Raw genomic sequence first — 25,034 nt, 5'->3', positions numbered from 1 at the left:
ATCATCAGGAACGCACATGAAAGCATTTGGCTACACCAAAAACACTAAAACGCTTACAGCAAGCTCTATACAAGCAATTGAGCTTGATACCCCAACAGCCAGCGGGCACGACCTACTTATTGAAGTAAAGGCTATTTCGGTAAACCCTGTAGATACAAAAATACGTGCAAATGTAGCGCCAGAGCAAGGCTACAAAGTATTAGGCTGGGACGGCGTAGGCGTTGTAAAAGCCGTTGGCGAGTCGGTATCGTTATTTAATGTGGGAGATCGTGTATTTTACGCTGGCGATTTATCGCGCCAAGGTAGTAATGCGCAATTTCAATTAGTTGATGAGCGTATTGTAGGGGGTGCGCCTAAAACATTAACCGACGCACAAGCCGCAGCGCTGCCGCTAACCAGTATTACCGCCTACGAAATGCTGTTTGAGCGCTTACAAGTGCCTAAAAATAAGCAAAATACTCAGCAATCTATTTTAGTTATTGGCGCCGCAGGTGGCGTTGGATCTATTTTAGTACAGCTTGCCAAGCAGCTTACGGGGCTAAAGGTGGTAGGTACTGCATCACGCGAGCAAAGCGTAACCTGGCTTAAAGAGTTAGGAGCCGATCACGTGCTCGATCATTCTAAAAACTTAAACGAGCAGCGCAAAGAGCTAGGTTTAGCTGAATTTGATTACGTTATTGGCTTAACCCATACCGACCAATACCAAGATCAAATAGTAGAGTGTATTAAACCGCAAGGTAAATTTGCGCTAATAGATGACCCTACATCGTTCGATATTTTAAAGTTTAAGCGTAAGTGTATATCGGTGCATTGGGAGTTTATGTTTACCCGCTCGCTATTTATTACCGCCGATATAACAGCGCAGCACACCTTACTTAATGAAATTAGCGAACTGATAGACGCAGGTACACTTAAAACCACGCTAGGGCAAAATTTAGGATTAATTAACGCTGCTAATTTATATAAAGCACACCAAATTTTAGAATCGCACACCTCACGCGGTAAACTTGTTTTAGAAGGCTTTTAACCATGAATCAGATTAAAAAAATACTTTTAGTTGCAGCCTGCAGCACCGCGTTTTTAACCAGCAGTGTGTTTGCTAATACCGCTAATCAAAACGCTGATTTAAAAACAGTAGCCACATTCGACGCGCAGCACCCACCGGGTAATATTGCTATTACGCCCTCGGGTCGTAAGTTTTTATCGGTACATGGTTTTTACGGCCAAAAACAAAAAATTATGGAGCTATTAAGCGATGGCACCACCAAACCCTACCCTAATGAAGAATGGGCATACGCGTATAAAAACGGCAAAGGCTTTTACGACGTACTTGGCATAAATGTATCTGCCGATGGCGTGTTATGGATGCTTGATACATCAGGCCCTGATCATGCTGGGCGTTTAGTCGGATGGGATACCAATAAAGAGCAGCTGCATAAAATAATTTATTTAGCTAAACCCACCATTACCGACACCTCGTTTTTAAACGATTTAGTTATCGATAATAAACACGGCGTTGTATACATTGCCGACACCGCACAAGGCAGCCAAGCCGCTATTATTACCGTAAATTTAAAAACAGGTGAGGCGCGCAGAGTCTTACAAAATAGCCCATACACCACAGCCGAAAATATCGATATGGTCATTGAAGGGCGCACCATGAAACTAGGCGGCCAACCAGCACGTTTAGGGGTAAACCCAATCACACTCGACCCAAGCGAACAGTGGCTTTACTTTGGCTCTATGTCTGGCACGTCGGTTTATCGTATTGCCACAAGCGATATTAACAATAAAAGCCTGAGCGCAAGCGCCCTTGAAAGTAAAGTAACGCGTTACGGCACTAAACCCATTTCCGACGGCATTATTGTTGATGGCGGCGGCAATGTATATGTTACCGACATAACCAACGGCGCAATTGGCGTGGTAAAACCAAGCGGTAAATACCAGGTATTATTTAAAGACGAGCGCTTAAGCTGGCCTGATGGCTTTAGTTATGGCGCCGATCATAAAATATATTTTACCGTAGATGAGCTACATCGCTCGCCAGTATTAAATAACGGTAAAAATGCCAGCCAAGGAAAATTTAGTGTGCTGTCCTTCGACCCACTAGTAAAGGGTAATGTAGGGCGCTAAATACAGCGTATAAACCATACGCCACGCACCCGCTGCGTGGCTTTTTGGTGCAACTTTTAAGCCTTTTAGCCCCAAAGTGGTGCTAAGCGCTCAAAAGTTATTTTTAGTGTTTTAATAAATATCTGATTTGTATTCATAAAATATTCAATTAACAGTTGGCATAATTCTTTCAAAGTACAGATGTGTTCAGTGAAACTTTCAAGGAAAATACCATGGCTAACCTATACCACACCCTTTACCTACTATGGCGTTTAGACATTAGCGTATGGCAGGTAAACGATCCGAGCAATACCCATACTACGTGCGATAAAGAGCGAGTTTACAGCCGATAAATTTCGTATTTATAGGCTTTGCAAGCGCGGCCATTGCGTTGTATTGTTAAGTAACTAAAAACAATATGATTGGAACGTGTATGCACGCCTTAGAAGTAAATTTTGATGGCTTAGTTGGCCCTACTCACAACTATGCGGGTTTATCGTATGGTAACGTTGCCTCGTTAAATAATGCGGCAAGTTTTTCAAACCCTCAAGAAGCTGTGTTACAGGGCCTTGAAAAAATGAAAGCCATGCACGACAAAGGCCTAACACAAGGTGTGTTTGCGCCCCACGCACGCCCCGATTTAAACGTACTACGTCGCCTAGGTTTTACCGGCAACGACTCGCAAGTTATTCATAAAGCATTTAAAGCCGACCCTATTTTATTGCGCGCGTGTTATTCGGCCTCTGCAATGTGGACCGCCAATGCAGCCACTGTTTCACCTTCGCCAGACACCCTCGATGGCAAAGTGCATTTTACCTCAGCTAATTTAAACAATAAGTTTCATCGCTCCCTAGAGCCTGCTACAACTACCCGCTTACTAAAAGCCATGTTTAATAACGATAGCTACTTTGCACACCACACGCATTTACCCGATCAGGGCTTTTTTGGCGACGAAGGCGCGGCTAACCATACCCGACTTTGCGACAGCCACGGCGAGCAAGGCCTAGAAATGTTTGTATTTGGTGCAAGTGCCTTTAACAGCCAATTACCAAAACCGGCTAAGTTTCCTGCAAGGCAAACACTAGAAGCTTCAGAAGCCATTTGCCGATTACATAATTTAAAAGAATCGAGCCAAATTTTACTGCAGCAAAACCCAGATGTTATAGACCAAGGCGTGTTTCATAACGATGTAATTGCAGTAGGTAACGCAAACGTATTGCTTTGCCACCAGCAAGCATTTTTAAACCAACAAGATGCCCTGCAAGAAATTCGCGATGCCTACACCGGCAGCAAACAGCTATACATAATTGAAGTACCTACCGATAAAGTAAGCATTAGCGATGCAGTAAGCAGTTACTTATTTAATAGCCAATTAGTAAGCCTAGATGATGGCTCAATGCTATTAGTAGCGCCACAAGAGTGCCAACGTAATAGCGCAGTAAACGCCTACATTGAAGAAATGATTTTAGCGGATAACCCAGTCAACCAAGTGCAGTTTTTTGACCTGCGCCAAAGTATGCAAAATGGCGGCGGCCCTGCATGCTTGCGTTTACGCGTAGCCCTTAACCAACAAGAGCTAAGCGCTGTAAACCCAGAAGTTATTTTAACCGATACTAAATACACACAGCTTTGTGACTGGGCAAAACGTCACTACCGCGATAAATTAGGCGCAAACGACTTTGCCGATTCAGCCCTACTTACCGAAAGCTACCAAGCACTGGATGAACTAACCCAACTGCTTAACTTAGGCTCAGTGTACGACTTTCAATTAGAAGGTTAATACCTCAGCCAACACAAAGGCTAATACAAAAATAGCGAGCCAAGGCTCGCTATTTTTATTTGTGCTTATGCTAATAGAGTTTAAGTTTCTTTACTTACTGTTATTGCCGATGCCATCGACTCAGATATATGCAGCGTTCGCTGCGGAAACGGAATGCTCAGCCCCGCGCCTTCTATGGCCTCTTTAACGCGCTTATTTAAATCCCACACGGTTTGCCAGTAATCGCCATTTACAGCCCATGCACGTAATTGAATATTTACTGCGCTTTCGCCTATTGAGGTAACCATTACTTTAGGTGCGGGCTCTGCAAGTAATCGGCTTTCTGATTCGGCAACTTCTTTAAGTACATTTAAGCCAACATCAATAGAGTCGGCGTACGAAATTCCCACCACTATATCCATGCGCCTTTTACCGTTGCGGGTAAAGTTTTTAATGTTGCCGCCCCACACTTTACCGTTAGGCGATGCGATATAAAGGCCATCGGTGGTTTTAAAAATAGTCGTAAATAAGTTTATTTCATTCACTGTGCCAAGCGTGCCGCTAGCATCTACAAAATCGCCTACTTTAAATGGCCTAAGTATTAATAACATAATGCCGGCTGCAATATTACTTAAGGTGTTTTTAAGCGCCAAACCAATCGCTAAACCCGCCGCGCCCATTAGCGCTATTAAGCTTGCCGTATTAACGCCAAAAATATCTAAAATAAACAGCCCAGCAATTATGTAAACTAAATACCCCGCAATGCTCGATAACAGCGGCAGTAGCGTTTCGTCTACTTTTTTTAATGGCGATTTAGAATTTTTAATCGCTTTTTTAACCGAACGCGCAATAAGTGCACTCGCAACTAAAATAGCCAAAGCTAATACCACTTTGTAACCTAAAGTGATGATAGTTTCTGAATGGCTTTGCCAAAACACAATAAGTTTATCTTTCATACATATTCCAAAAAACGGCTGACAACCAGCACAATTTAAATAAGCCAAATACGTTTTAGCTAATAATTTAACGTTAACGACCAAATACCTATAGGCCCTACAGGATTATTTTCACTCTATTTTGCGGTGATTAAATCTAACACTAGAACAAAAAACAACCGCGCTAACGAAAAGCCGCGCGAGTATATAGCCATAAATAAAATTAACCTATTTTTTTATACACACAGCTAAATTAAAGTAATAAATGAGTCGCTATATGTTCAATTTAGGTTAACTTCAGCCTGCTATGGTAAGTCTTATTCGATTCACTATTTAACTAATCGAATTTCTATAATTTTGAATATGTAAACATAGGAGAAATAATCATGGCGAAAGAAAAAGTAGTTCTAATTACAGGTGCTTCTAGTGGCATAGGTGAAGCGAGTGCAAAAACATTGGTTAATAACGGCCATAAAGTCATTCTTACCGCCAGAAGTGAAGATAAATTAGCTGAACTAGTTGAGTCATTAGGTGAAGATAACGCACTGAGTGTACCCGCAGATGCCACCGACTTTACCGAACTTGAAAACGTAGTAACAAAAGGGCTTAAAAAATTTGGCCGACTAGATGCCGCATTTGCCAACGCAGGTATGGGCGTTTCAACCGCAGGCACTGAAAAAGGCGATCCCGATGAATGGTCAACCATGATAGACATAAACATTAAAGCCCTGCTGTGGACGGCAAAAGCAACCCTGCCCCATTTACGCCAAAACAAAGGCCACTTTATATTAACCAGCTCAGCCGCTGGCCGTAAGCCAATAAAAGGCTCTATTTACGGTGCAACTAAATGGTTTGCTTACGGGTTTGGGCAAAACTTAGCTGAGGAAATGAGCGAATGGAACGGCCGCTGTACCACCATAGCCCCTGGCATGGTAAACACCCCATTTTTTGATGAAGCAAAGCCCGATAAGCTCGACCCGCAAGATGTAGCCGACGCCGTACTGTTTGCCATTGAAGCAAACCAGCGCAACAATGTTCGCGAGATATATTTAATGCCGACTAATTAACGCTGATTGGTTAAATTTGAGCTGTCAGGTTTAATGCCAATGGCGTTAAGCCTGATAGTTGTTTGTATTTTGAGGTTAGATTTTAATAGCGTAAAGTTGAACATTGCATAATTAAAGATCTGATTTGTATTAGCTGCGTACTTCTACACGCCAAGGTGGATTAACCCTATTAACACCCGCCCAATATAGCTTAATTTTATGACCTGACGGATCATGCAGTACGGCCTCTCGCCATAAATAACTCTGGTCTGTAGGTTCTTGTATAAATACAAAACCTTTAACTTTTAAAGCCTCAACCAGTTGATCTAATTGTTCATGTTCAAAATATATTACCGTGCCACAATCAAACTCACCTCGATCTAAAGACAAGGAGAAAGTTGAATCCCCGTCTGGGCATTCAAAGCGAGCATAATGCGGGGTGTCTACAATTTGAGTAAAACCTAAGTCGCGATAAAATTTAGTCGAAATTTCCATATCTGTAACAGGTAATGTAATTTGATTTAAGTTCATTTAACTTCCCTGTGAAAAAATTAAAGTAGGTGAGCACTTAATTAATTTACGATTGTTATGTAATACTTTACTTATTTCTTCACTAATTAAAGCCTGATACGTAGCTCATCAAAGTGCGAAAATAAAAGTATCTGTCTAGTTTATTATGTTTTTGTACTGTTTCACATTCGAAACCTTCGTCGCTATTTTTGAAACTCATACTTTACGAAACACATAACGCCGCAAATAAACGGCTAAAAATAGTGGGCTATAATTTGTGAGGTACGAACAAAGCCCACTGTTTTTTGTCCGCACTTTTAATTTACTTTGTTATACTGCGATTTACACAATACATTTTGATTAGCGCCACTACCATACAACTTTAACCTTTCTGTACCACCTGTTTTTTCAAAAAACTCTTGTAATGTAATTTCCTTTTGCTCGTAGCTCATTAGCTGCCAGAAACCGTAAAAACCTTGGAACCAAAAATAATAGAACACAGCTCCGACGGCTAATAGTAAATATGCCGATTTACCTACTTTTTGTTTGTACTTTATACCGCAATAAAATAACCAAATGCAGCTAAATATTGCCACAATAAAAAATGCAGAGAATGGTGTTATTACAGTATCAGAGTTACTCCAAATAGAGCTTAAGCAAGTGGAATCCCTGACTGAAACTATAGAGAAAATTAAAGTAATTTTAAAAAAGAAATACAACAGAACGGTAATGAACACCGCATATAAGATGCCGCTTTCCTTCCTTTCTTTTAAATTCAATACTTGACCTTACAAAGCAATATAACGCCCTAATAATGGGCAAAAAATTGTTGGCTAAAATGTTGAGGAACGAAAACAGCCAACTGTTTTTTGTCCTTATTAATTAGCTTGATACTCATTGAGCCTCCTCCCCAGCATCGCGATTATTCGCTACGCTGAAAAGGCAACCAACCTTACAGGAGAAAGCTCAATGAACTTTTACAATAACATGCATCCATATTATTGTGGAATCGATTTACACGCGCGATTACTTTACGTCTGTATCATTGATAATACAGGACTTATACTTGTTCACAAGAAAATTAAAGATGACCCAGAAGCACTATTAAAACTACTAAAACCGTATATCGGTGATATTGTGGTTGGCGTAGAATGCATGCATTGCTGGTATTGGGTCGCTGACTTTTGTAAAGAACACACTATCGACTTTATTCTCGGTCATGCGTTATATATGAAGGCGATTCATGGCGGTAAAGCCAAAAACGATAAAATAGATTCATATAAAATTGCCAAACTCATCCGTGGGGGGAACTTTCCACTTGCTTATGTGTATGACAAAGATATGCGTGCTACGCGCGACTTATTACGCCGAAGAACTAAAATTGTTCGCCACGGAGCTGATTTAAAAGCCCATGTCGCCAATACCGCCAGCCAGTACAATTTACCTGCCCACAACGTGAATTTAAAGAACGTCTGCGACAGAGAAAAGATGCGCTACTACTTCCCTGACCCCGTTGTGCAACGATCCATTAATTTAAATATGGCCATACTCGATTGCTATCACAGCGAGCTTAAGCCTTTAGAGCATTATATTGAACAAATGGCCAAGCAACACAATCCTGTTCACCTTAATATCTTGCAAACAATAAATGGTATAGGCCGCATTCTCGCACTTACCATTATTTATGAGATTGGTGACATTAATCGCTTTTCAAGCGTACAAAAGTTCGCTTCATATAGTCGGTTAGTCAAATGTAAAGCAGAGTCTGCCGGCAAAACCTATGGCACCCAAGGCAACAAAATTGGCAATGCACATCTAAAATGGGCGTTCTCCGAAGCCGCTGTATTGCTGCTGCGTCACAATCACAACGCCAACAAATACCTCGAAAAACTACAAAAACGAATGAGTAAAGCCAAAGCACTGTCAGCGCTTGCGCATAAGCTTGGTCGCTGTGTTTATTATATGCTTAAAAAAGAGACGGTATTCGATGAAGCAAAATTCTTAAAGAGTTAGTCACGGTATTGAGTGAGCTGAACATCTAACTGGATATAAGGCTGAGCATCAATCAATTGGGTGAGTTAATAACCAACAAGGTTTAACCTGATTATATGCCTACAGACCTAAGCCACTTGTCTTGATTAGACGCTCAGTACGCGTGCATTAATACAATAAACAAAGTCGCTTACACCTGACTTGAGCCTGAAACTAACTGGATCATAATGATGAAACCAGCCGCCTTGAATAGTGCCATGATGAGGTTAACCGATGAATGTCTAGTGCCCCAGCAACCCCAAAAGGATATGGGAAAAAGCTGGCTGCGATGAGATCGCAATAAGAGAGCCTCTATATGTGTTTGCCGTAAGCTACTTGCTTAACAGCCGCATCGACATACGAAGTAAACGAATTTGTTTATTGATTTAGAATTGACCGTCAATTTATAAAAACGGTCAAAAAGAAAACTAATGCCTATTGACAGAGTTAAGGCTCATATGTGTTATGCTTGACCAACTTATTTCGCTTAAGCGTCCTTAACAACCTAAATAACCTATATCTAGTTGTCGGGTGGAGAGAGTGCGACTCAACAACTTCTTCAGTATTGTTGAAGAGCGCTTTTGCAATGGCTCTTCCTGTCGATAGTAGTTCATATGCTTGATCATTGTTGATTGTATAGAAGATTCCTTCCTTATCCTCTTGACCTGAATACTCAGAGCCGAACTTTCTAGCGATTAATGCTTCTCGAAGACTATTTCTATCGTTTTTTAATTGAATTACACCGAACAAGGCCGGATTATATAGTGGCCATTCAGTGTAGTGGTCAATAAAATTTGGCCACAGCTTTAGAATCTTGGTATCTAACCTCAGATTCATTTGGCGCTAAACCGGCATTATAATGATGTGGCCTAACGTTGTTGTAATACCCGTTGATATAATCACTCACACTATATTTAGCATCTTTAAAGTTTTCGTATCCAACCTTTGGCATCCACTCCGTTTTAAAGCTTCTAAAAAATCGCTCCATTGGCGCATTATCCCAACAATTTCCGCGCCTGCTCATACTTTGTGTAATTTTATAGCGCCATAAACGTTGACGATATTTTAAACTTGTATAATGACTACCTTGGTCTGAATGAAACATCAGTCCACTTGGCTTACCTCTGCTTTCATACGCGAGTTCAAGCGCTTTTAGCGTTAAGTTAGTATCTGGCGACAACGACATTGCCCAACCAACGACTTTACGTGCAAACAAATCAACAACGACCGCTAAATAGGCCCAGCGATTGCCTGTCCAAATATACGTCACATCACCGCACCACACGGTATCTGGCTCAACAACATCAAATTGTCTATCAAGCAGATTTGGAATTTCAAGGTGCTCATTACCACCGCGTTTATATGAATGTTGAGGTACTTGGCAGCTTTCAAGCTTTAATTTAACCATTAGCTTAGCAGCACGATAACGACTCAATTCAAAATCATTGTTCGTTGCTATTGCCGCGATTGTCCGCGCCCCAGCTGAGCCGCCGCTCATTGCATGTATGGCTTTAACTTCAGCTTCTAGCCTTATTTGCTCTGGCGTCGGCGTTGTATCCCGTATAGCCCAATATTTATAGCTGCTACGATGCACATTGAATACGTTACACAGCACGCTAATTGGGTAACGCTCTCGTTGATTTAGTTTCTCAATTAACGAGAATTGTTCAGGGAGTCGGACATCAAGAGAGCGGTAGCCTTTTTTAATATATCCTTTTCTAATTTAATGCGTTGGATTTGCTTTTTAAGTTCGCGGATTTCAATTTGTTCGGGCGTCATTGGTGAAGCAGATGGTGTCTGGCCACTCCGCTCTTGCTTTAATTGAGTAACCCACTTACTGACGGTTGATTTACCCACCCCCATCGCTTTGGCTGCTTCTTCTTGAGTATAACTTTGGTCAACTACAAGCTGAGCTGTTTCTAATTTGATTGCCGCAGAATACGTTGCGCGTTTTAATTTCGTCATTTTTTCACCCAAATTTGTATGCTTATTAGCATAACATTTCTTTCTTAATGGGTGGCCAAAATCACTGTACCACTACAGTCGCCAAATATAGCCACCGCACTTATCTTTGAAGATTTAGAAGCAATTCAAGAACTAATAAAGCCTATTCTTACTCGTACAGATGTAATCTCTGCTATTGTTACTAATCGAACTGGAGATATTGTAGCAAAAACTAATTCGCACATGTTATCCGATAATGTTGAGCATGCTGTTGAAGTAAAAAAACAACTGACTATAGATGGTAACAACGTTGGCGAATTAGTAATCTATGCTAACAATAGCTATATCAATAATCGAATAGATTTTTATGTAAAGTTTATAATTAGTCTCACGCTACTATCCTTTGCTGTCAGCCTAATTATTTCATTGTTCCTGAGGCGTCGTTTTTTAAGCCCCATTTTATATTTAGCTCAAACAGCTAACGATATCACTAAATCAAATGACTATAGTTTACGTGCCGAGCAACTCTCTAATGATGAGGTTGGCGAATTAACCGTATGTTTTAACGATATGCTCTATACAATAGAGCAACGTGAACACGCTTTAGAAAATCAAGTTAAAACACGTACCCAAGAGCTTGAAAATGCTAACAGCGAACTTCACCGCTACGCATATCAAGATGGCCTTACGGACCTGCCTAATCGCCGCTATTTCTATGAAAAGATACAATCGTTAATCAATACGCATGATACAAATTTCGCATTAATTTTTATCGACCTTGATGGGTTCAAAGAAGTAAATGATAATTTAGGCCATGATTACGGTGACTTACTGTTGCATCAAGTTGCAAATAGACTAAAAGCATGCATTACTGAACAAGATATTATTGCGCGACTGGGGGGGGACGAGTTTACTTTAATACTTCAAAACGTCACCGACCTAGAAAGAGCCGCAAAAGTTGCAAATAGCGTACAACATGCCCTATTAACTTCAATTCAAGTAAAAAAAGAGACAGTGTATGTTACCGCAAGTATAGGTATTACTCTTTACCCAGAACATGGTAAAACAGTTGAAGAGCTCGTTAAGCGTGCCGACCAAGCAATGTATTTGTCTAAAAAGAAAGGTAGAAATAGGTACGAATTTTTCTCTTATTCAATTGAAGAAAAAGCCACTGAGAAAAGAAAACTCATAGAAGAAATAAAACTTGGTTTAAAAGAAAATCAGTTTGAATTGTACTATCAGCCTATTTTTTCTGTAGACGGTAAGAGCATTACTAAAGCCGAAGCATTGATCCGCTGGAATCATCCACAAAAAGGATTAATAGGGCCCAATGAATTTATCCCTATGGCAGAAAAAAATGGCTTAATAAGCGACATAGGCCGCTGGGTGAAATCGCAAGCAATACAAGACTGCACTTTATTCAATAAAATATCTAAACGCCTTATACAAGTTAGTGTTAATACCTCACCACTGGAGATTGATCGATCTGGTGAGTGGGTTGAGCAATGGATACAGGCAAGCAAACAATTCAATTTACCCGAACACTCTGTCTTAATAGAAGTAACAGAGAACACCCTAATGGGAACTGATTCAGAAATAAAGCGACAGCTAAGGCGACTAAGTGAATTTCAAATAGATGTTGCTATTGATGATTTTGGCGTGGGTTACTCATCATTGGCATATTTGCAACGATTAGATATCGACATCCTTAAAATAGATCGTTCATTTATAAAGGATATAGAAAAAAATGATAATAGCATTGCACTAGTAAGGGCTATTATCACAATGGCCCATAACTTAAATGTAGAAGTAGTTGCTGAGGGAGTAGAAAAACAAGAGCAGTACATGTTACTAAAACAGATGCAATGTGATTATATTCAAGGCTATTACTTTTCTAAACCAGTTTCAAAAAAGGTGTTTGTCAGCGAGTTCATTGAAGAATAACGCGCAATTAAAACCAGCGAGGCACTACCTGTGAATATTGTTTATATTCAACTGTAAAGCTCTCGGTTAAATGCTTTTCTTCTACCAGAGTTTGCCTGTATATAGCTGCGACCCCAATGACTAAGCATATTAAACTAAATAAGCTTGGCAACGCTAAGAAAAATCCAATTTGAGCGGCTATCACGCCCAAATACATTGGGTTTCTAGAAAACTGATATAACCCTTTTGTTTTTAATTCCCGTGGACCGTTTGGATCAACTCCTGAACGCCATAATGAAGCCATATTAAAATGAACAAGCATCGATAAAGCAAAACCTGCTGTCAAAAGTACATTGCCAAACATAACACCGGGCCAATCATTCAAACCAGCAAATAGCCCTAAGTAATTATCAAGTGAAGGAACAAACACTCGCAATACACATACAAACCATATCAAGGCTCTAAAGAACTTAAACACAGTATGGTTCCACCAACTTGCACAATACTTAACTCCAGGAAAAACAATGTTTTCTTTCTCAGTACGTGACATATAAATAATTCTATAGGTATAAAAGCCTGCTACAAATGTATAAAACAAAGCAAGGTAGATACGAGTAAACTCTATTAAAGAAGGTGAGTCATCAATAAATAAGGGGAAAGACATAGAGGACCCTAAATGAGTAAAAGCGTTAACAAAAGGAGAGCATAAAGTGAATCGCCCCGAGTTCATCGGAGACCAGTTTGTTTAAGTCAGGCCACTTTACCTGACTCGTTTAAATTATCATAGTAGTCTGTTTCATATTGAGCTGGTGAAATATACCCAATTGAAGATAATAAGCGTTGATTATTAAACCAATTGACCCACTCTAACGTTGCGTATTCAACAGCATCAACATTCTTCCACGGGCCATTTCTGCGAATAATCTCTGTTTTAAATAATCCATTTATTGTTTCAGCCAATGCATTGTCATAAGAGTCACCCACACTGCCTACAGACGCTTGAATTCCAGCTTCAGCAAGTCGCTCAGTGTATCGTATAGACAAATATTGGCTGCCTCTGTCGCTGTGGTGAATTAACCCTTCGGGGTTGCCACGATGCCAAATAGCTTGCTCTAACGCATCAAGAATAAGCTCTGTGTGCATTGTCGTTGATACACGCCAACCTACAATGTATCGTGAAAAAACATCTATCACGAAAGCGACATAAACAAACCCACTCCATGTGGCAACATAGGTGATGTCAGCTACCCAAAGTTGATTTGGCTGCTCAGCAGTAAATTGACGATTAACTAAATCAAGTGGCTTATCTTGTTGCTCGTCAGGTATCGTTGTCTTATGTGCTTTACCCCGACGAACACCTTGAATTCCCATAACTCGCATCAATCGTTCGACTGTACAGCGGGCGACTTGATGGTCGTCAAGCTGTAGCTGCTTCCATATTTTTCTTGCACCATAAACTGACATATTATCCTCCCACACTTCGCGAATGAGTATTATCAGCTCAGCATCACGCTTTTTGCGGTTAGACAGTCGCTCAGGCTCTCTTTGTATCTGTTTATGAGAATAATACGTTGATGGTGCAATCGGCAATTCCTTGCAAATTGACTCGACACCGTAATGCTCTCTGCAAGCATCAATAAAATCCACTATTACTTCTGTTTGCGGTCGAGCTCCGCTTGGGCGAAAAAAGCGGCAGCTTGCCTCAGGATATCATTCGTTCGCTTGAGCTCTTTATTCTCGCGCTCTAAGACGGCAAGGCGTTCTTCAGTTGATTGCGTATTAGAAGAGGGTTTAGACGGTTGAGCTTGAGATTTCTTGACCCATGCTCTAAGTGTTTCTGGGGTACATCCCAGTTTATCTGAAATCGATACTAGCGCAGCCCAAAGAGAAGGGTATTCATGCTGTTGTGTGGTAACAAGCCTAATTGCACGTTCACGAAATTCTGATGTATAGCGATTTGATTTTTTCATAGTTCCAGTTTCTCAAGTTATTGAGTCTCTGGCAAACACGGGGCGATTCAAAGCCCATAAGGATTTTTAACAAGTAAAGTTAAACAAAACCAATAATAACTTTATCTCTATAGGATGTATTAGCCCATACACTTAATTGTATCACTAGTATTTTTTATATTGTTATAAACTTAAATCAATACATAGAGAAGTAAATCTGTAAAAGTCACCGTGAAATAGAAATTATTATTATGTAAAGGCTGACTTGTGCGGATCTCGCTTTGACTTTGTTATGCATAATGTATGGGAATTAAAATACCGTTGAGCACAGGATATGCATCAGCAGCCGCTACTGAGTTCGGCATAGGGTTTTGACTATTTACTAAACCCCAGACGGAAAAAACGACTATCGCTAGTCGGGCTCTCTACAATTTTAAGCCTGCGTAATGTCGTGGTGCCCACAGCGGTAGAGAGTCACATAGCAAATGTTACCTATCATAGGTCAGTGTATTGAATAACCAAAACACTGTCCACAAAGAGGCGCTTCGCTCAGGAGACGCTTCGCTTTAGAAAAGGAAATACTGAATATTACTTTTCTATAAACATAAAAAAATTTAGCGAATTGAGCTTTATTGTATTTGAAGCCTGCGGCCTGCGTAATGTCTTGGTGTCCACAGCGGTGGAGAGTCACAGTGAAATGTTACCTACCATAGGTCAGTGTATTTAATAGCCAAAACACTCTTAACAAAGAGGCGCTTCGCTTAGGAGACGCTACGCTTTAGAGAAGAAAATGTTGAATATTACTTTTCTGCAGACGTAAAAAAAGCCGCTTCATTTCTGAAGCGGCTTTCTACAATTTGAAGCCTGGTAATGTCGTGGTGCCCACAGCGGTAAAAAGTCACAGTGAAATGGGGTACTATCGTTGTGTTGGGGCGGCCTTGTGCGGGGCTCGCCTTCGAGCTGTTTTGTTTGACTACTGAGTTTGGTATGGGCTATTGCTATTTATTAAACCCCAGACAGCAAAAAACCCGTTACATTGCTGTAACGGGTTTCTCTTATTTGAAGCCTGGTAATGTCCTACTTTCACATAGCAAATGCTACACTATCATCGGCGCTGTTTCGTTTCACTACTGAGTTCGGCATGGAGTCAGGTGGGTCCAAAACGCTATTGTCACCAAGCAAATTTGGGCGTTAATCCGTATTTCTACGCACTAACTGAATCTGGAAAATATCTGATAATATTTTTTAAGTCTTTCTAAGTAATATCTACTTTAGTTATATTAACTTCTGTCTTAACTGTCACACAAAACGCGTTTGGCGTTGTATGGTTAAGCCTCACGGGTAATTAGTACAAGTTAGCTTAATGGCTCACACCACTTCCACATCTTGCCTATCAACGTTGTAGTCTTCAACGGCCCTTCAGAGACTTTAAAAGTCTAGTGAGAACTCATCTCGAGGCCTGCTTCGCGCTTAGATGCTTTCAGCGCTTATCAGTTCCGAACGTAGCTACCGGGCAATGCCATTGGCATGACAACCCGAACACCAGCGGTTCGTTCACTCCGGTCCTCTCGTACTAGGAGCAACCCCTCTCAATTCTCAAACGCCCACGGCAGATAGGGACCGAACTGTCTCACGACGTTCTAAACCCAGCTCGCGTACCACTTTAAATGGCGAACAGCCATACCCTTGGGACCGACTTCAGCCCCAGGATGTGATGAGCCGACATCGAGGTGCCAAACACCGCCGTCGATATGAACTCTTGGGCGGTATCAGCCTGTTATCCCCGGAGTACCTTTTATCCGTTGAGCGATGGCCCTTCCATTCAGAACCACCGGATCACTATGACCTACTTTCGTACCTGCTCGACGTGTCTGTCTCGCAGTTAAGCTGGCTTCTACCATTACACTAACCGTACGATGTCCGACCGTACTTAGCCAACCTTCGTGCTCCTCCGTTACTCTTTGGGAGGAGACCGCCCCAGTCAAACTACCCACCAGGCACTGTCCGTAACCCCGATTCAGGGGCCAACGTTAGAACATCAAAACTACAAGGGTGGTATTTCAAGGACGACTCCAACAAGACTAGCGTCTCATCTTCAAAGTCTCCCACCTATCCTACACATGTAGGTTCAATGTTCAGTGCCAAGCTGTAGTAAAGGTTCACGGGGTCTTTCCGTCTAGCCGCGGGTACACAGCATCTTCACTGCGATTTCAATTTCACTGAGTCTCGGGTGGAGACAGCGTGGCCATGGTTACACCATTCGTGCAGGTCGGAACTTACCCGACAAGGAATTTCGCTACCTTAGGACCGTTATAGTTACGGCCGCCGTTTACCGGGGCTTCGATCAAGAGCTTCTCCGAAGATAACCCCATCAATTAACCTTCCGGCACCGGGCAGGTGTCACACCGTATACGTCATCTTGCGATTTTGCACAGTGCTGTGTTTTTAATAAACAGTCCCAGCCACCTGGTCACTGCGGCTCCCGTCCGCTTAGAGAGCAAGTCTCATCACAGATAGGAGCGTACCTTCTCCCGAAGTTACGGTACGATTTTGCCTAGTTCCTTCACCCGAGTTCTCTCAAGCGCCTTAGTATTCTCTACCTGACCACCTGTGTCGGTTTGGGGTACGATTCGGTATAATCTGAAGCTTAGAGGCTTTTCCTGGAAGTATGGCATCAGCAACTTCACTACCGTAGTAGCTCGTCTCGTGTCTCAGGTTTAATGTTCGTCCGGATTTACCTAAACAAACGCCCTACTCACTTTCACATGGACAACCATCGCCATGCTTGCTTAGCCTTCTCCGTCCCCCCATCGCAATTATACCAAGTACGGAAATATTAATCCGTTTCCCATCGACTACGCCTTTCGGCCTCGCCTTAGGGGTCGACTTACCCTACCCTGATTAACATGGGATAGGAACCCTTGGTCTTCCGGCGTGCGGGTTTTTCACCCGCATTATCGTTACTCATGTCAGCATTCGCACTTCTGATACGTCCAGCATACCTCCCGGTACACCTTCAACCGCTTACAGAACGCTCCCCTACCACTCATACAAAGTATGAATCCGCAGCTTCGGTGCATAGTTTAGCCCCGTTACATCTTCCGCGCAGACCGACTCGACCAGTGAGCTATTACGCTTTCTTTAAAGGATGGCTGCTTCTAAGCCAACCTCCTGGCTGTCTGGGCCTTTCCACATCGTTTCCCACTTAACTATGACTTTGGGACCTTAGCTGGCGGTCTGGGTTGTTTCCCTCTTCACGACGGACGTTAGCACCCGCCGTGTGTCTCCCGGATATTACTTTACGGTATTCGGAGTTTGCAAAGGGTTGGTAAGTCGGGATGACCCCCTAGCCTTAACAGTGCTCTACCCCCGTAAGTATTCGTCCGAGGCTCTACCTAAATAGATTTCGGGGAGAACCAGCTATCTCCCGGTTTGATTAGCCTTTCACTCCTAGCCACAGGTCATCCCCTAACTTTTCAACGTTAGTGGGTTCGGTCCTCCAGTTGATGTTACTCAACCTTCAACCTGCCCATGGCTAGATCACCGGGTTTCGGGTCTATACCTTGCAACTATTCGCCCAGTTAAGACTCGGTTTCCCTACGGCTACCCTAATCGGTTAACCTCGCTACAAAATATAAGTCGCTGACCCATTATACAAAAGGTACGCAGTCACAGAACAAGTCTGCTCCTACTGCTTGTACGTACACGGTTTCAGGTTCTATTTCACTCCCCTCACAGGGGTTCTTTTCGCCTTTCCCTCACGGTACTGGTTCACTATCGGTCAGTTGGGAGTATTTAGCCTTAGATGATGGTCCACCTATATTCAGTCAAAGTTTCACGTGCTCCGACCTACTCGATTTCACTTAAAATGTCTTTTCATGTACGGGACTATCACCCTGTATCGTGGCACTTTCCAGAGCCTTCCATTAACACATAATAAGCTTAAGGGCTGTTCCGATTTCGCTCGCCGCTACTTTCGGAATCTCGGTTGATTTCTTTTCCTACGGGTACTTAGATGTTTCAGTTCTCCGCGTTCGCCTCGTTAACCTATGTATTCAGTTAACGATACCTGCAAGCAGGTGGGTTTCCCCATTCGGAAATCCTAGTCTCAAGTGCTTTTTACTAGCTTGACTAGGCTTATCGCAAGTTAATACGTCCTTCATCGCCTCCAACTGCCAAGGCATCCACCGTGTACGCTTAGTCACTTAACCATACAACCCAAACGGGTCTTTGTTTTGTGACAGTTTAACTTCGCCAGAAGTTAATATTGAATACTAAAGTAGATACCAATCAATCGACTCATAAGAGTGATTAAATGGCACTGAATGATACTGCTATCATTCTTTTTTACTTTTGAAAACTCTGTACAAATAACAATGTTATTCATACGAATTTTATTATCAGCTTTTCCAAATTTTTAAAGAGCATATTAATTAACTAAGCCAGTGGCTTAACTAACTAACAATCATCTGTGTGGACACTACGAACAAATAAGTTCTAAATCGTATAAGGAGGTGATCCAGCCCCAGGTTCCCCTAGGGCTACCTTGTTACGACTTCACCCCAGTCATGAATCACTCCGTGGTAAACGTCCTCCCGAGGGTTAGACTATCTACTTCTGGAGCAACCCACTCCCATGGTGTGACGGGCGGTGTGTACAAGGCCCGGGAACGTATTCACCGCGTCATTCTGATACGCGATTACTAGCGATTCCGACTTCATGGAGTCGAGTTGCAGACTCCAATCCGGACTACGACGCACTTTAAGTGATTCGCTTACCTTCGCAGGTTCGCAGCACTCTGTATGCGCCATTGTAGCACGTGTGTAGCCCTACACGTAAGGGCCATGATGACTTGACGTCGTCCCCACCTTCCTCCGGTTTATCACCGGCAGTCTCCTTAGAGTTCTCAGCATTACCTGCTAGCAACTAAGGATAGGGGTTGCGCTCGTTGCGGGACTTAACCCAACATCTCACAACACGAGCTGACGACAGCCATGCAGCACCTGTATCAGAGTTCCCGAAGGCACCAATCTATCTCTAGAAAGTTCTCTGTATGTCAAGTGTAGGTAAGGTTCTTCGCGTTGCATCGAATTAAACCACATGCTCCACCGCTTGTGCGGGCCCCCGTCAATTCATTTGAGTTTTAACCTTGCGGCCGTACTCCCCAGGCGGTCTACTTAATGCGTTAGCTTTGAAAAACAGAACCGAGGTTCCGAGCTTCTAGTAGACATCGTTTACGGCGTGGACTACCGGGGTATCTAATCCCGTTTGCTCCCCACGCTTTCGTACATGAGCGTCAGTGTTGACCCAGGTGGCTGCCTTCGCCATCGGTATTCCTTCAGATCTCTACGCATTTCACCGCTACACCTGAAATTCTACCACCCTCTATCACACTCTAGTTTGCCAGTTCGAAATGCAGTTCCCAGGTTGAGCCCGGGGCTTTCACATCTCGCTTAACAAACCGCCTGCGTACGCTTTACGCCCAGTAATTCCGATTAACGCTCGCACCCTCCGTATTACCGCGGCTGCTGGCACGGAGTTAGCCGGTGCTTCTTCTGTCAGTAACGTCACAGATGTGAGGTATTAACTCACACCCTTTCCTCCTGACTGAAAGTGCTTTACAACCCGAAGGCCTTCTTCACACACGCGGCATGGCTGCATCAGGCTTTCGCCCATTGTGCAATATTCCCCACTGCTGCCTCCCGTAGGAGTCTGGACCGTGTCTCAGTTCCAGTGTGGCTGATCATCCTCTCAAACCAGCTAGGGATCGTTGCCTTGGTGAGCCATTACCTCACCAACTAGCTAATCCCACTTGGGCCAATCTAAAGGCGAGAGCCGAAGCCCCCTTTGGTCCGTAGACATTATGCGGTATTAGCAGTCGTTTCCAACTGTTGTCCCCCACCTCAAGGCATGTTCCCAAGCATTACTCACCCGTCCGCCGCTCGTCAGCAAAGTAGCAAGCTACTTTCTGTTACCGCTCGACTTGCATGTGTTAGGCCTGCCGCCAGCGTTCAATCTGAGCCATGATCAAACTCTTCAATTAAAAAGTTTTGTGTCTTTCGACAGCTCAATGAATTCTGAATTTATTTAATATCTTTCGATATTGAATTGACTGTGCTGCAATTCCTACCGAAGTAGTTATTGCTGTTGGTCACTCAGTTTCAATTGAGACTCTAATTTGTTTGCCTCACTTAGCGAACTAAGCTTGGCTGTTAGAACTCAACCTGTACGAGTGCCCACACAGATGATTGCTTTATATTGTTAAAGAACGTTTGAGTTGCCTTAGCGACTCAAGGGAAGCGAATCTTACGCTTTCCTGTATTTTTGTCAACACTTAATTTTAAATTTTACAAAAATCTAAACTTAAGTTTTACTCGACTCACTAAGTGGCTTGCTTGCAGCTTAAGCGTTGCCTGCTCTGCCGTCTCAGTGGGGTCGCATTATAGGGATATTCGAATGATGGTCAACGTTTATTTCACGCTTATTCAAAAGAATTTGGTTTTAGTACAAAATACATACAAACCGCGGTTTGAGGGGGTATAATTTGCATATAAAAAGACCTTTCAATCAGTTTATACAAAGGATGAGGTTATTTACTTTGAACTAATTTCACTTTTACGAAAATAATAACTTTGAGCTTCCTCATAAATATTCATCTTAAGCACTCACACAAACTGCCTTTATATATAACTGTATGAGTGAAATTGTTAGGTACTATTACTAACCATTAATACGTATATATTTATCAGCTAACTCATCAATAGTTTCTCGGCAATTTGGATCTGGTTTAATGCAATCTATTGGACATACACTGATACAGGTTGGCTTTTCATAATGCCCTACACACTCGGTGCACCTTTCAGAATCTATCTGATAAATTTTAGCACCCATATATATAGCTTCATTTGGGCATTCGGGATCGCACATATCACAGTTAATGCATTTACTATTTATTAGTAGTGCCACTATTACCTCCTTCGTTGACCTTGAATAAAGTGCGAATACTGAATCGCACTTGTTTTATATAGTTTATAAGTTACTTAACGCTTTTCATCTCTAAAAAATACACCGAGCACCCATTAACTTTTTATTGCAAACCACTAAGAAAACATTAATCTTAATGTCATTAATTAAGTTTTGGAGTTAAAAATAATGGCTGATTATGTATGGATATTCCCCGCAGTTGTACTTACTATCATTTTGGTTAAACTGGTTATAACTCATATAAACACTAAGAAAGAAGAGTCTTGATTTAACAGACTGCATGTAAATTAGTTCATTTCTTTAATAAGTAGCTTTTATTATGAATAAACTTTTTCGTTTTATTTAAGTAATAAAGTTCACAGTGATATACAGATACCTTCATTACTAAGTTTAATCGTTAAGTTACTACTGTATGCTTATGGGGGTTACGTGTATCTTGGTGCTCATCTAAATTACGCATCAATATAGCGTGCTCTAAATTAATACCTTCATCTAACTGAACTTTTACAATATATCCTGAGCCTTTGGCATCGCTAATACTTTCGCCCTTTTTGTTTTGCATGTATTCAAGCTCAAACGTAATGTTTCCTTGCGGTGTCATCAGCTCTAAAGCATGCCCAACACAAAATTTATTTTTAACGTCTATTTCAACTAGTCCATTTTCGCAGCGCCCTAGTACTTCACCCACAAATTGCTGCTTAGTAGACACCGAATGACCGTATTCGTAGTTTTGATATTCTTGGTGAGCATGGCGTTTTAAAAAGCCTTCGATATAGCCTCTATGTGCTAAGTTCTCAAGCGTCTTAAATAAGCTTGTATCGAATGGTTTACCCGCAACCGCATCATCTATTGCTTTACGATACACTTGCGCGGTGCGCGCAACGTAATAAAATGATTTAGTACGCCCTTCTATTTTTAAACTATGTACGCCCATTTTTGTAAGTTGTTCAACATACTGCACGGCACGCAAATCTTTTGAATTCATAATATAAGTGCCATGCTCATCCTCAAACGCAGGCATGTATTCACCTGGGCGACCTTGCTCTTCAAGCATAAATACATCATTGCTTGGTGCGCCTTCGCCAAGAGTAGGAATTACCTGTTTCGGATCAAACTTATGCACCATTTCGCCCGTCTCGTTTTCAACCCCAGGTTTTACATCGTATTCCCAACGGCATGCATTGGTACACGTACCTTGATTTGGGTCGCGCTTATTTATATAACCCGAGAGTAAACATCGTCCAGAATAAGCCATGCATAATGCACCATGCACAAATACTTCTAGCTCGGTGTCTGGACACTGTGTGCGTATTTCCTTTATTTCTTCAAGCGATAGCTCGCGAGATAAAATAACACGCTCAATACCTTGTTTTGCCCAAAACTGCACGCTAGCGAAGTTAACGGCATTTGCTTGCACTGATAAATGAACCGGCATTGCTGGCCATTTTTCACGAACAAGCATAATTAAACCCGGATCGGACATAATCAGTGCATCGGGCTCCATTGCTATTACCGGTTCAATATCACGTAAATACGATTTAACCTTAGCATTATGCGGTGCAATATTTGATACCACATAAAACTTTTTATTTAATGCGTGTGCTTCATTAATGCCTATTTGTAAGGTCTCTAAGTCAAACTCATTATTACGCACACGCAAACTGTAGCGAGGCTGGCCGGCGTAAACGGCATCGGCCCCATATGCAAAGGCGTAACGCATATTTTTTAAACTGCCTGCAGGGCACAATAGTTCAGGTATAAAAGGGCTTGAAGAAACAGGTGACATTTGCGCTCCCTACAACAAAGGGCATTAAGCCAATGGTGTGCGTAATAAATTTAAATATAAAATCAAAGCGCGGCAGTATAAATAGCACTAAAAATTTCCCCTTGATCAAGATCATAAAATTGTAATTGAACTGGTTTTTAATAAAATTAGGATTTTTCAGCTAAAGCGCGTATAATTCGCGCCCGTTAATATTCACACTTTTACTTATAAATTATTGGAGCATAAAGATGGCTTTAGAGCGTACTTTCTCAATCGTAAAACCTGATGCAGTAGCTAAAAACCACATCGGCGCTATCTACAACCGTTTCGAAACTGCTGGCCTTAAAATCGTTGCAGCTAAAATGGTTCACCTTTCACAAGAGAAAGCTGAAGGCTTCTACGCTGAGCACAGCGAACGTCCTTTCTTTGGCGCTTTAGTTTCTTTCATGACTTCTGGCCCAGTAATGGTTACAGTTCTTGAAGGCGAAAACGCTGTTCTTAAAAACCGTGAAATCATGGGTGCTACTAACCCTGCTGAAGCACTAGCTGGTACTTTACGTGCAGACTACGCTGACAGCATTGACGAAAACGCTGTTCACGGTTCTGACGCTGTTGAATCTGCTGCTCGCGAAATCGCGTACTTCTTCGCTGACGAAGAGCTTTGCCCACGTACTCGTTAATTTGAGTTTCACAGTTAACCCTGTGATGCAAAGTATGAAAAGGGCTTTCGAGCCCTTTTTTAGTCATTAATTAAAGTATTACACTGGCATATTTGATGTTTTACTTAATGATTAAAGTGAGTGAATTGTGTACAATTCGCCCTTGTAAATTTTATCACCACCGTTACTGATTAAGGTTGTTTCATGACCACTGCGCAAAAAAAGATTAACTTATTAGATTTAAACCGAGATGCAATGCGTGAGCTATTTGTATCGTTCGGTGAAAAGCCGTTTCGTGGCGATCAGGTGATGAAATGGATTTATCATTTTGGCGTAGATAACTTCGACGAAATGAGCAATGTAAATAAAAAACTTAAAGAAAAGCTCAAAGCTGAATGCGAAATTGTCGCCCCTGAAATATCAGTTCGCCAACAAGCGAGCGACGGCACAATCAAATACGCATTAGTACTTGAAGGCGGCCAAGAAGTTGAAGCCGTGTGGATCCCAGAAAAAGAACGTGCAACGTTATGTGTATCTTCGCAAGTTGGCTGTGCTTTAGAATGTACGTTTTGCTCTACCGCACAACAAGGCTTTAACCGTAACTTAAAAGTGTCTGAAATTATTGGCCAAGTATGGCGTGTAGCTAAAGATATTGGCCTAGATGGCAACAGCGAAAAACGCCCTGTTACTAACGTAGTAATGATGGGTATGGGCGAGCCATTGCTTAACGTTAAAAATGTAGTACCCGCTATGGAATTAATGATGGACGACTGGGGCTTTGGTTTATCTAAGCGCCGCGTAACATTAAGTACATCGGGCGTGGTACCGGCACTTGATTTATTAAAAGAGAAGATTGACGTAGCACTTGCTATTTCACTTCACGCGCCAGATAACGCACTGCGTGATATTTTAGTGCCTATTAATAAAAAGTACCCTATTGAAGAGTTTTTAGCGGCATGTCGTCGTTACATTGATGGCTCTAAAGCCAATAAAGACGTAACAATTGAATACGTAATGCTTAACGGCGTTAACGACAGCACCGACCAAGCTCACGAATTAGTTAAAACGTTAAAAGGCACACCTTCTAAGGTAAACCTTATTCCGTTTAATCCATTTCCGGGTAACGAATACACACGCTCGAGCAACAGCCGAATAGACCGTTTTTCTAAGGTTTTACAAGCTGCTGGCATTACCTGTATTGTGCGTCGTACTCGCGGGGATGATATTGATGCAGCATGTGGGCAATTAGCCGGCGATGTAGTTGACCGCACTAAACGTATGGCGAAAAAGAAAATGCGTGACGATAACAAAATCTCAGTTAACATCCAGCAAGCCTAAATTTAGTTAAATTACTAAAAGCCCTCCTGTTAAATCGTTTATTATTAAATAATTGATGCAACATGAGGGCTTTTAGGTA

16 protein-coding genes, 3 rRNA genes and 1 other annotated feature are annotated in these 25,034 nt (G+C 41.9%); of the genes, 8 read left to right on the top strand and 11 right to left on the bottom strand.

The window, feature by feature from the left end; translation table 11 throughout:
- Positions 1-16 precede the first annotated feature (16 nt).
- The 3 genes from PS1M3_RS17690 (at position 17) to astB (ending at position 3,892) form a co-directional block, all read left to right on the top strand.
- Entirely contained in the window at positions 17-1,027 is a 1,011-nt protein-coding gene (locus tag PS1M3_RS17690; protein ID WP_203987862.1) for a zinc-binding alcohol dehydrogenase family protein, read from the top strand.
- A gap of 2 nt (positions 1,028-1,029) precedes the next feature.
- The gene (locus tag PS1M3_RS17685) at positions 1,030-2,133 is read left to right on the top strand and encodes an L-dopachrome tautomerase-related protein (RefSeq protein ID WP_138739516.1); all 1,104 of its coding nucleotides are present in this window, start codon (positions 1,030-1,032) and stop codon (positions 2,131-2,133) included.
- Positions 2,134-2,545: 412 nt separating this feature from the next.
- On the top strand, positions 2,546-3,892 hold the full coding sequence (astB, locus tag PS1M3_RS17680) for an N-succinylarginine dihydrolase (protein WP_138739515.1): 1,347 nt from the start codon (positions 2,546-2,548) through the stop codon (positions 3,890-3,892).
- 80 nt (positions 3,893-3,972) lie between these two features.
- Here the strand turns inward: astB and PS1M3_RS17675 are convergent, their stop codons facing one another.
- Positions 3,973-4,827, bottom strand: a complete 855-nt coding sequence (locus PS1M3_RS17675) for a mechanosensitive ion channel family protein (protein WP_058429943.1) — start codon at positions 4,825-4,827, stop codon at positions 3,973-3,975.
- Between the two features lie 365 nt (positions 4,828-5,192).
- Between PS1M3_RS17675 and PS1M3_RS17670 the strand changes: the two genes are divergently transcribed.
- A complete protein-coding gene (locus PS1M3_RS17670; RefSeq protein ID WP_004587015.1) occupies positions 5,193-5,873 on the top strand; it encodes an SDR family oxidoreductase in 681 nt (226 codons plus the stop codon).
- 129 nt (positions 5,874-6,002) lie between these two features.
- Here the strand turns inward: PS1M3_RS17670 and PS1M3_RS17665 are convergent, their stop codons facing one another.
- Entirely contained in the window at positions 6,003-6,383 is a 381-nt protein-coding gene (locus tag PS1M3_RS17665; protein ID WP_008130011.1) for a VOC family protein, read from the bottom strand.
- A 296-nt stretch (positions 6,384-6,679) separates the two neighbouring features.
- Positions 6,680-7,141 carry a hypothetical protein gene (locus PS1M3_RS17660; protein WP_138739514.1) on the bottom strand — a complete coding sequence of 154 codons (462 nt, stop codon included), beginning with the start codon at positions 7,139-7,141 and terminating at the stop codon, positions 6,680-6,682.
- Positions 7,142-7,331: 190 nt separating this feature from the next.
- Here PS1M3_RS17660 and PS1M3_RS17655 point away from each other — a divergent pair, with 190 nt between their 5' ends.
- Positions 7,332-8,375: an IS110 family transposase gene (locus PS1M3_RS17655; RefSeq protein ID WP_203983636.1), complete on the top strand. Its 1,044-nt coding sequence runs from the start codon at positions 7,332-7,334 to the stop codon at positions 8,373-8,375.
- Positions 8,376-9,177: 802 nt separating this feature from the next.
- Here PS1M3_RS17655 and PS1M3_RS17650 read toward each other — a convergent pair.
- Positions 9,178-10,358 (bottom strand): IS3 family transposase gene (locus PS1M3_RS17650; protein WP_086007400.1). Its coding sequence is split into 2 segments (ribosomal slippage): positions 9,178-10,100 and positions 10,100-10,358, totalling 1,182 coding nucleotides; the frame shifts between segments, so codons are not numbered across the junction.
- Positions 10,359-10,409: 51 nt separating this feature from the next.
- Between PS1M3_RS17650 and PS1M3_RS17645 the strand changes: the two genes are divergently transcribed.
- Positions 10,410-12,281, top strand: coding sequence for a bifunctional diguanylate cyclase/phosphodiesterase (locus PS1M3_RS17645; protein ID WP_239104514.1), 1,872 nt, complete (start codon positions 10,410-10,412; stop codon positions 12,279-12,281).
- A gap of 7 nt (positions 12,282-12,288) precedes the next feature.
- On the opposite strand, the gene PS1M3_RS17640 is transcribed toward PS1M3_RS17645, so the two are convergent.
- The 7 genes from PS1M3_RS17640 to yegQ all read right to left on the bottom strand — a co-directional run bounded on the left by PS1M3_RS17640 (position 12,289) and on the right by yegQ (position 22,979).
- Positions 12,289-12,924, bottom strand: a complete 636-nt coding sequence (locus tag PS1M3_RS17640) for an isoprenylcysteine carboxylmethyltransferase family protein (protein WP_008131379.1) — start codon at positions 12,922-12,924, stop codon at positions 12,289-12,291.
- Between the two features lie 86 nt (positions 12,925-13,010).
- Positions 13,011-14,230, bottom strand: a protein-coding gene (locus PS1M3_RS17635) for an IS3 family transposase (protein ID WP_223230517.1) whose coding sequence is annotated in 2 segments (ribosomal slippage) — positions 13,011-13,942 and positions 13,942-14,230 — 1,221 coding nt in all. Because the reading frame shifts where the segments join, the coding sequence is not laid out codon by codon here.
- Positions 13,836-13,952 (bottom strand) — a sequence feature (AL1L pseudoknot). Its footprint overlaps the gene before it by 117 nt.
- Before the next feature lie 1,043 nt (positions 14,231-15,273).
- A 5S ribosomal RNA gene (gene rrf / locus PS1M3_RS17630) occupies positions 15,274-15,388 on the bottom strand.
- Between the two features lie 145 nt (positions 15,389-15,533).
- Positions 15,534-18,420: ribosomal RNA gene (locus tag PS1M3_RS17625) — 23S ribosomal RNA — on the bottom strand.
- 296 nt (positions 18,421-18,716) lie between these two features.
- A 16S ribosomal RNA gene (locus PS1M3_RS17620) occupies positions 18,717-20,252 on the bottom strand.
- The 16S, 23S and 5S rRNA genes sit together here, the layout of an rRNA operon.
- Before the next feature lie 677 nt (positions 20,253-20,929).
- Positions 20,930-21,175: a YfhL family 4Fe-4S dicluster ferredoxin gene (locus tag PS1M3_RS17615; RefSeq protein WP_203987860.1), complete on the bottom strand. Its 246-nt coding sequence runs from the start codon at positions 21,173-21,175 to the stop codon at positions 20,930-20,932.
- Positions 21,176-21,590: 415 nt separating this feature from the next.
- Positions 21,591-22,979 (bottom strand): tRNA 5-hydroxyuridine modification protein YegQ, encoded by a 1,389-nt coding sequence (gene yegQ, locus PS1M3_RS17610; RefSeq protein ID WP_203987858.1) that lies wholly within the window; start codon positions 22,977-22,979, stop codon positions 21,591-21,593.
- A gap of 227 nt (positions 22,980-23,206) precedes the next feature.
- Between yegQ and ndk the strand changes: the two genes are divergently transcribed.
- Positions 23,207-23,638 (top strand): nucleoside-diphosphate kinase, encoded by a 432-nt coding sequence (ndk, locus tag PS1M3_RS17605; RefSeq protein ID WP_008111339.1) that lies wholly within the window; start codon positions 23,207-23,209, stop codon positions 23,636-23,638.
- Positions 23,639-23,821: 183 nt separating this feature from the next.
- Positions 23,822-24,955 (top strand): bifunctional tRNA (adenosine(37)-C2)-methyltransferase TrmG/ribosomal RNA large subunit methyltransferase RlmN, encoded by a 1,134-nt coding sequence (locus PS1M3_RS17600; RefSeq protein WP_006793574.1) that lies wholly within the window; start codon positions 23,822-23,824, stop codon positions 24,953-24,955.
- The last annotated feature ends 79 nt before the right edge of the window (positions 24,956-25,034 follow it).

Origin of the sequence: Pseudoalteromonas sp. PS1M3, assembly GCF_016865405.1 — a bacterium.
GTDB lineage: Bacteria > Pseudomonadota > Gammaproteobacteria > Enterobacterales > Alteromonadaceae > Pseudoalteromonas > Pseudoalteromonas marina.
The sequence above is the reverse complement of the archived record's forward strand: the minus strand, read 5'-3'. Positions and strand labels throughout refer to the sequence as shown.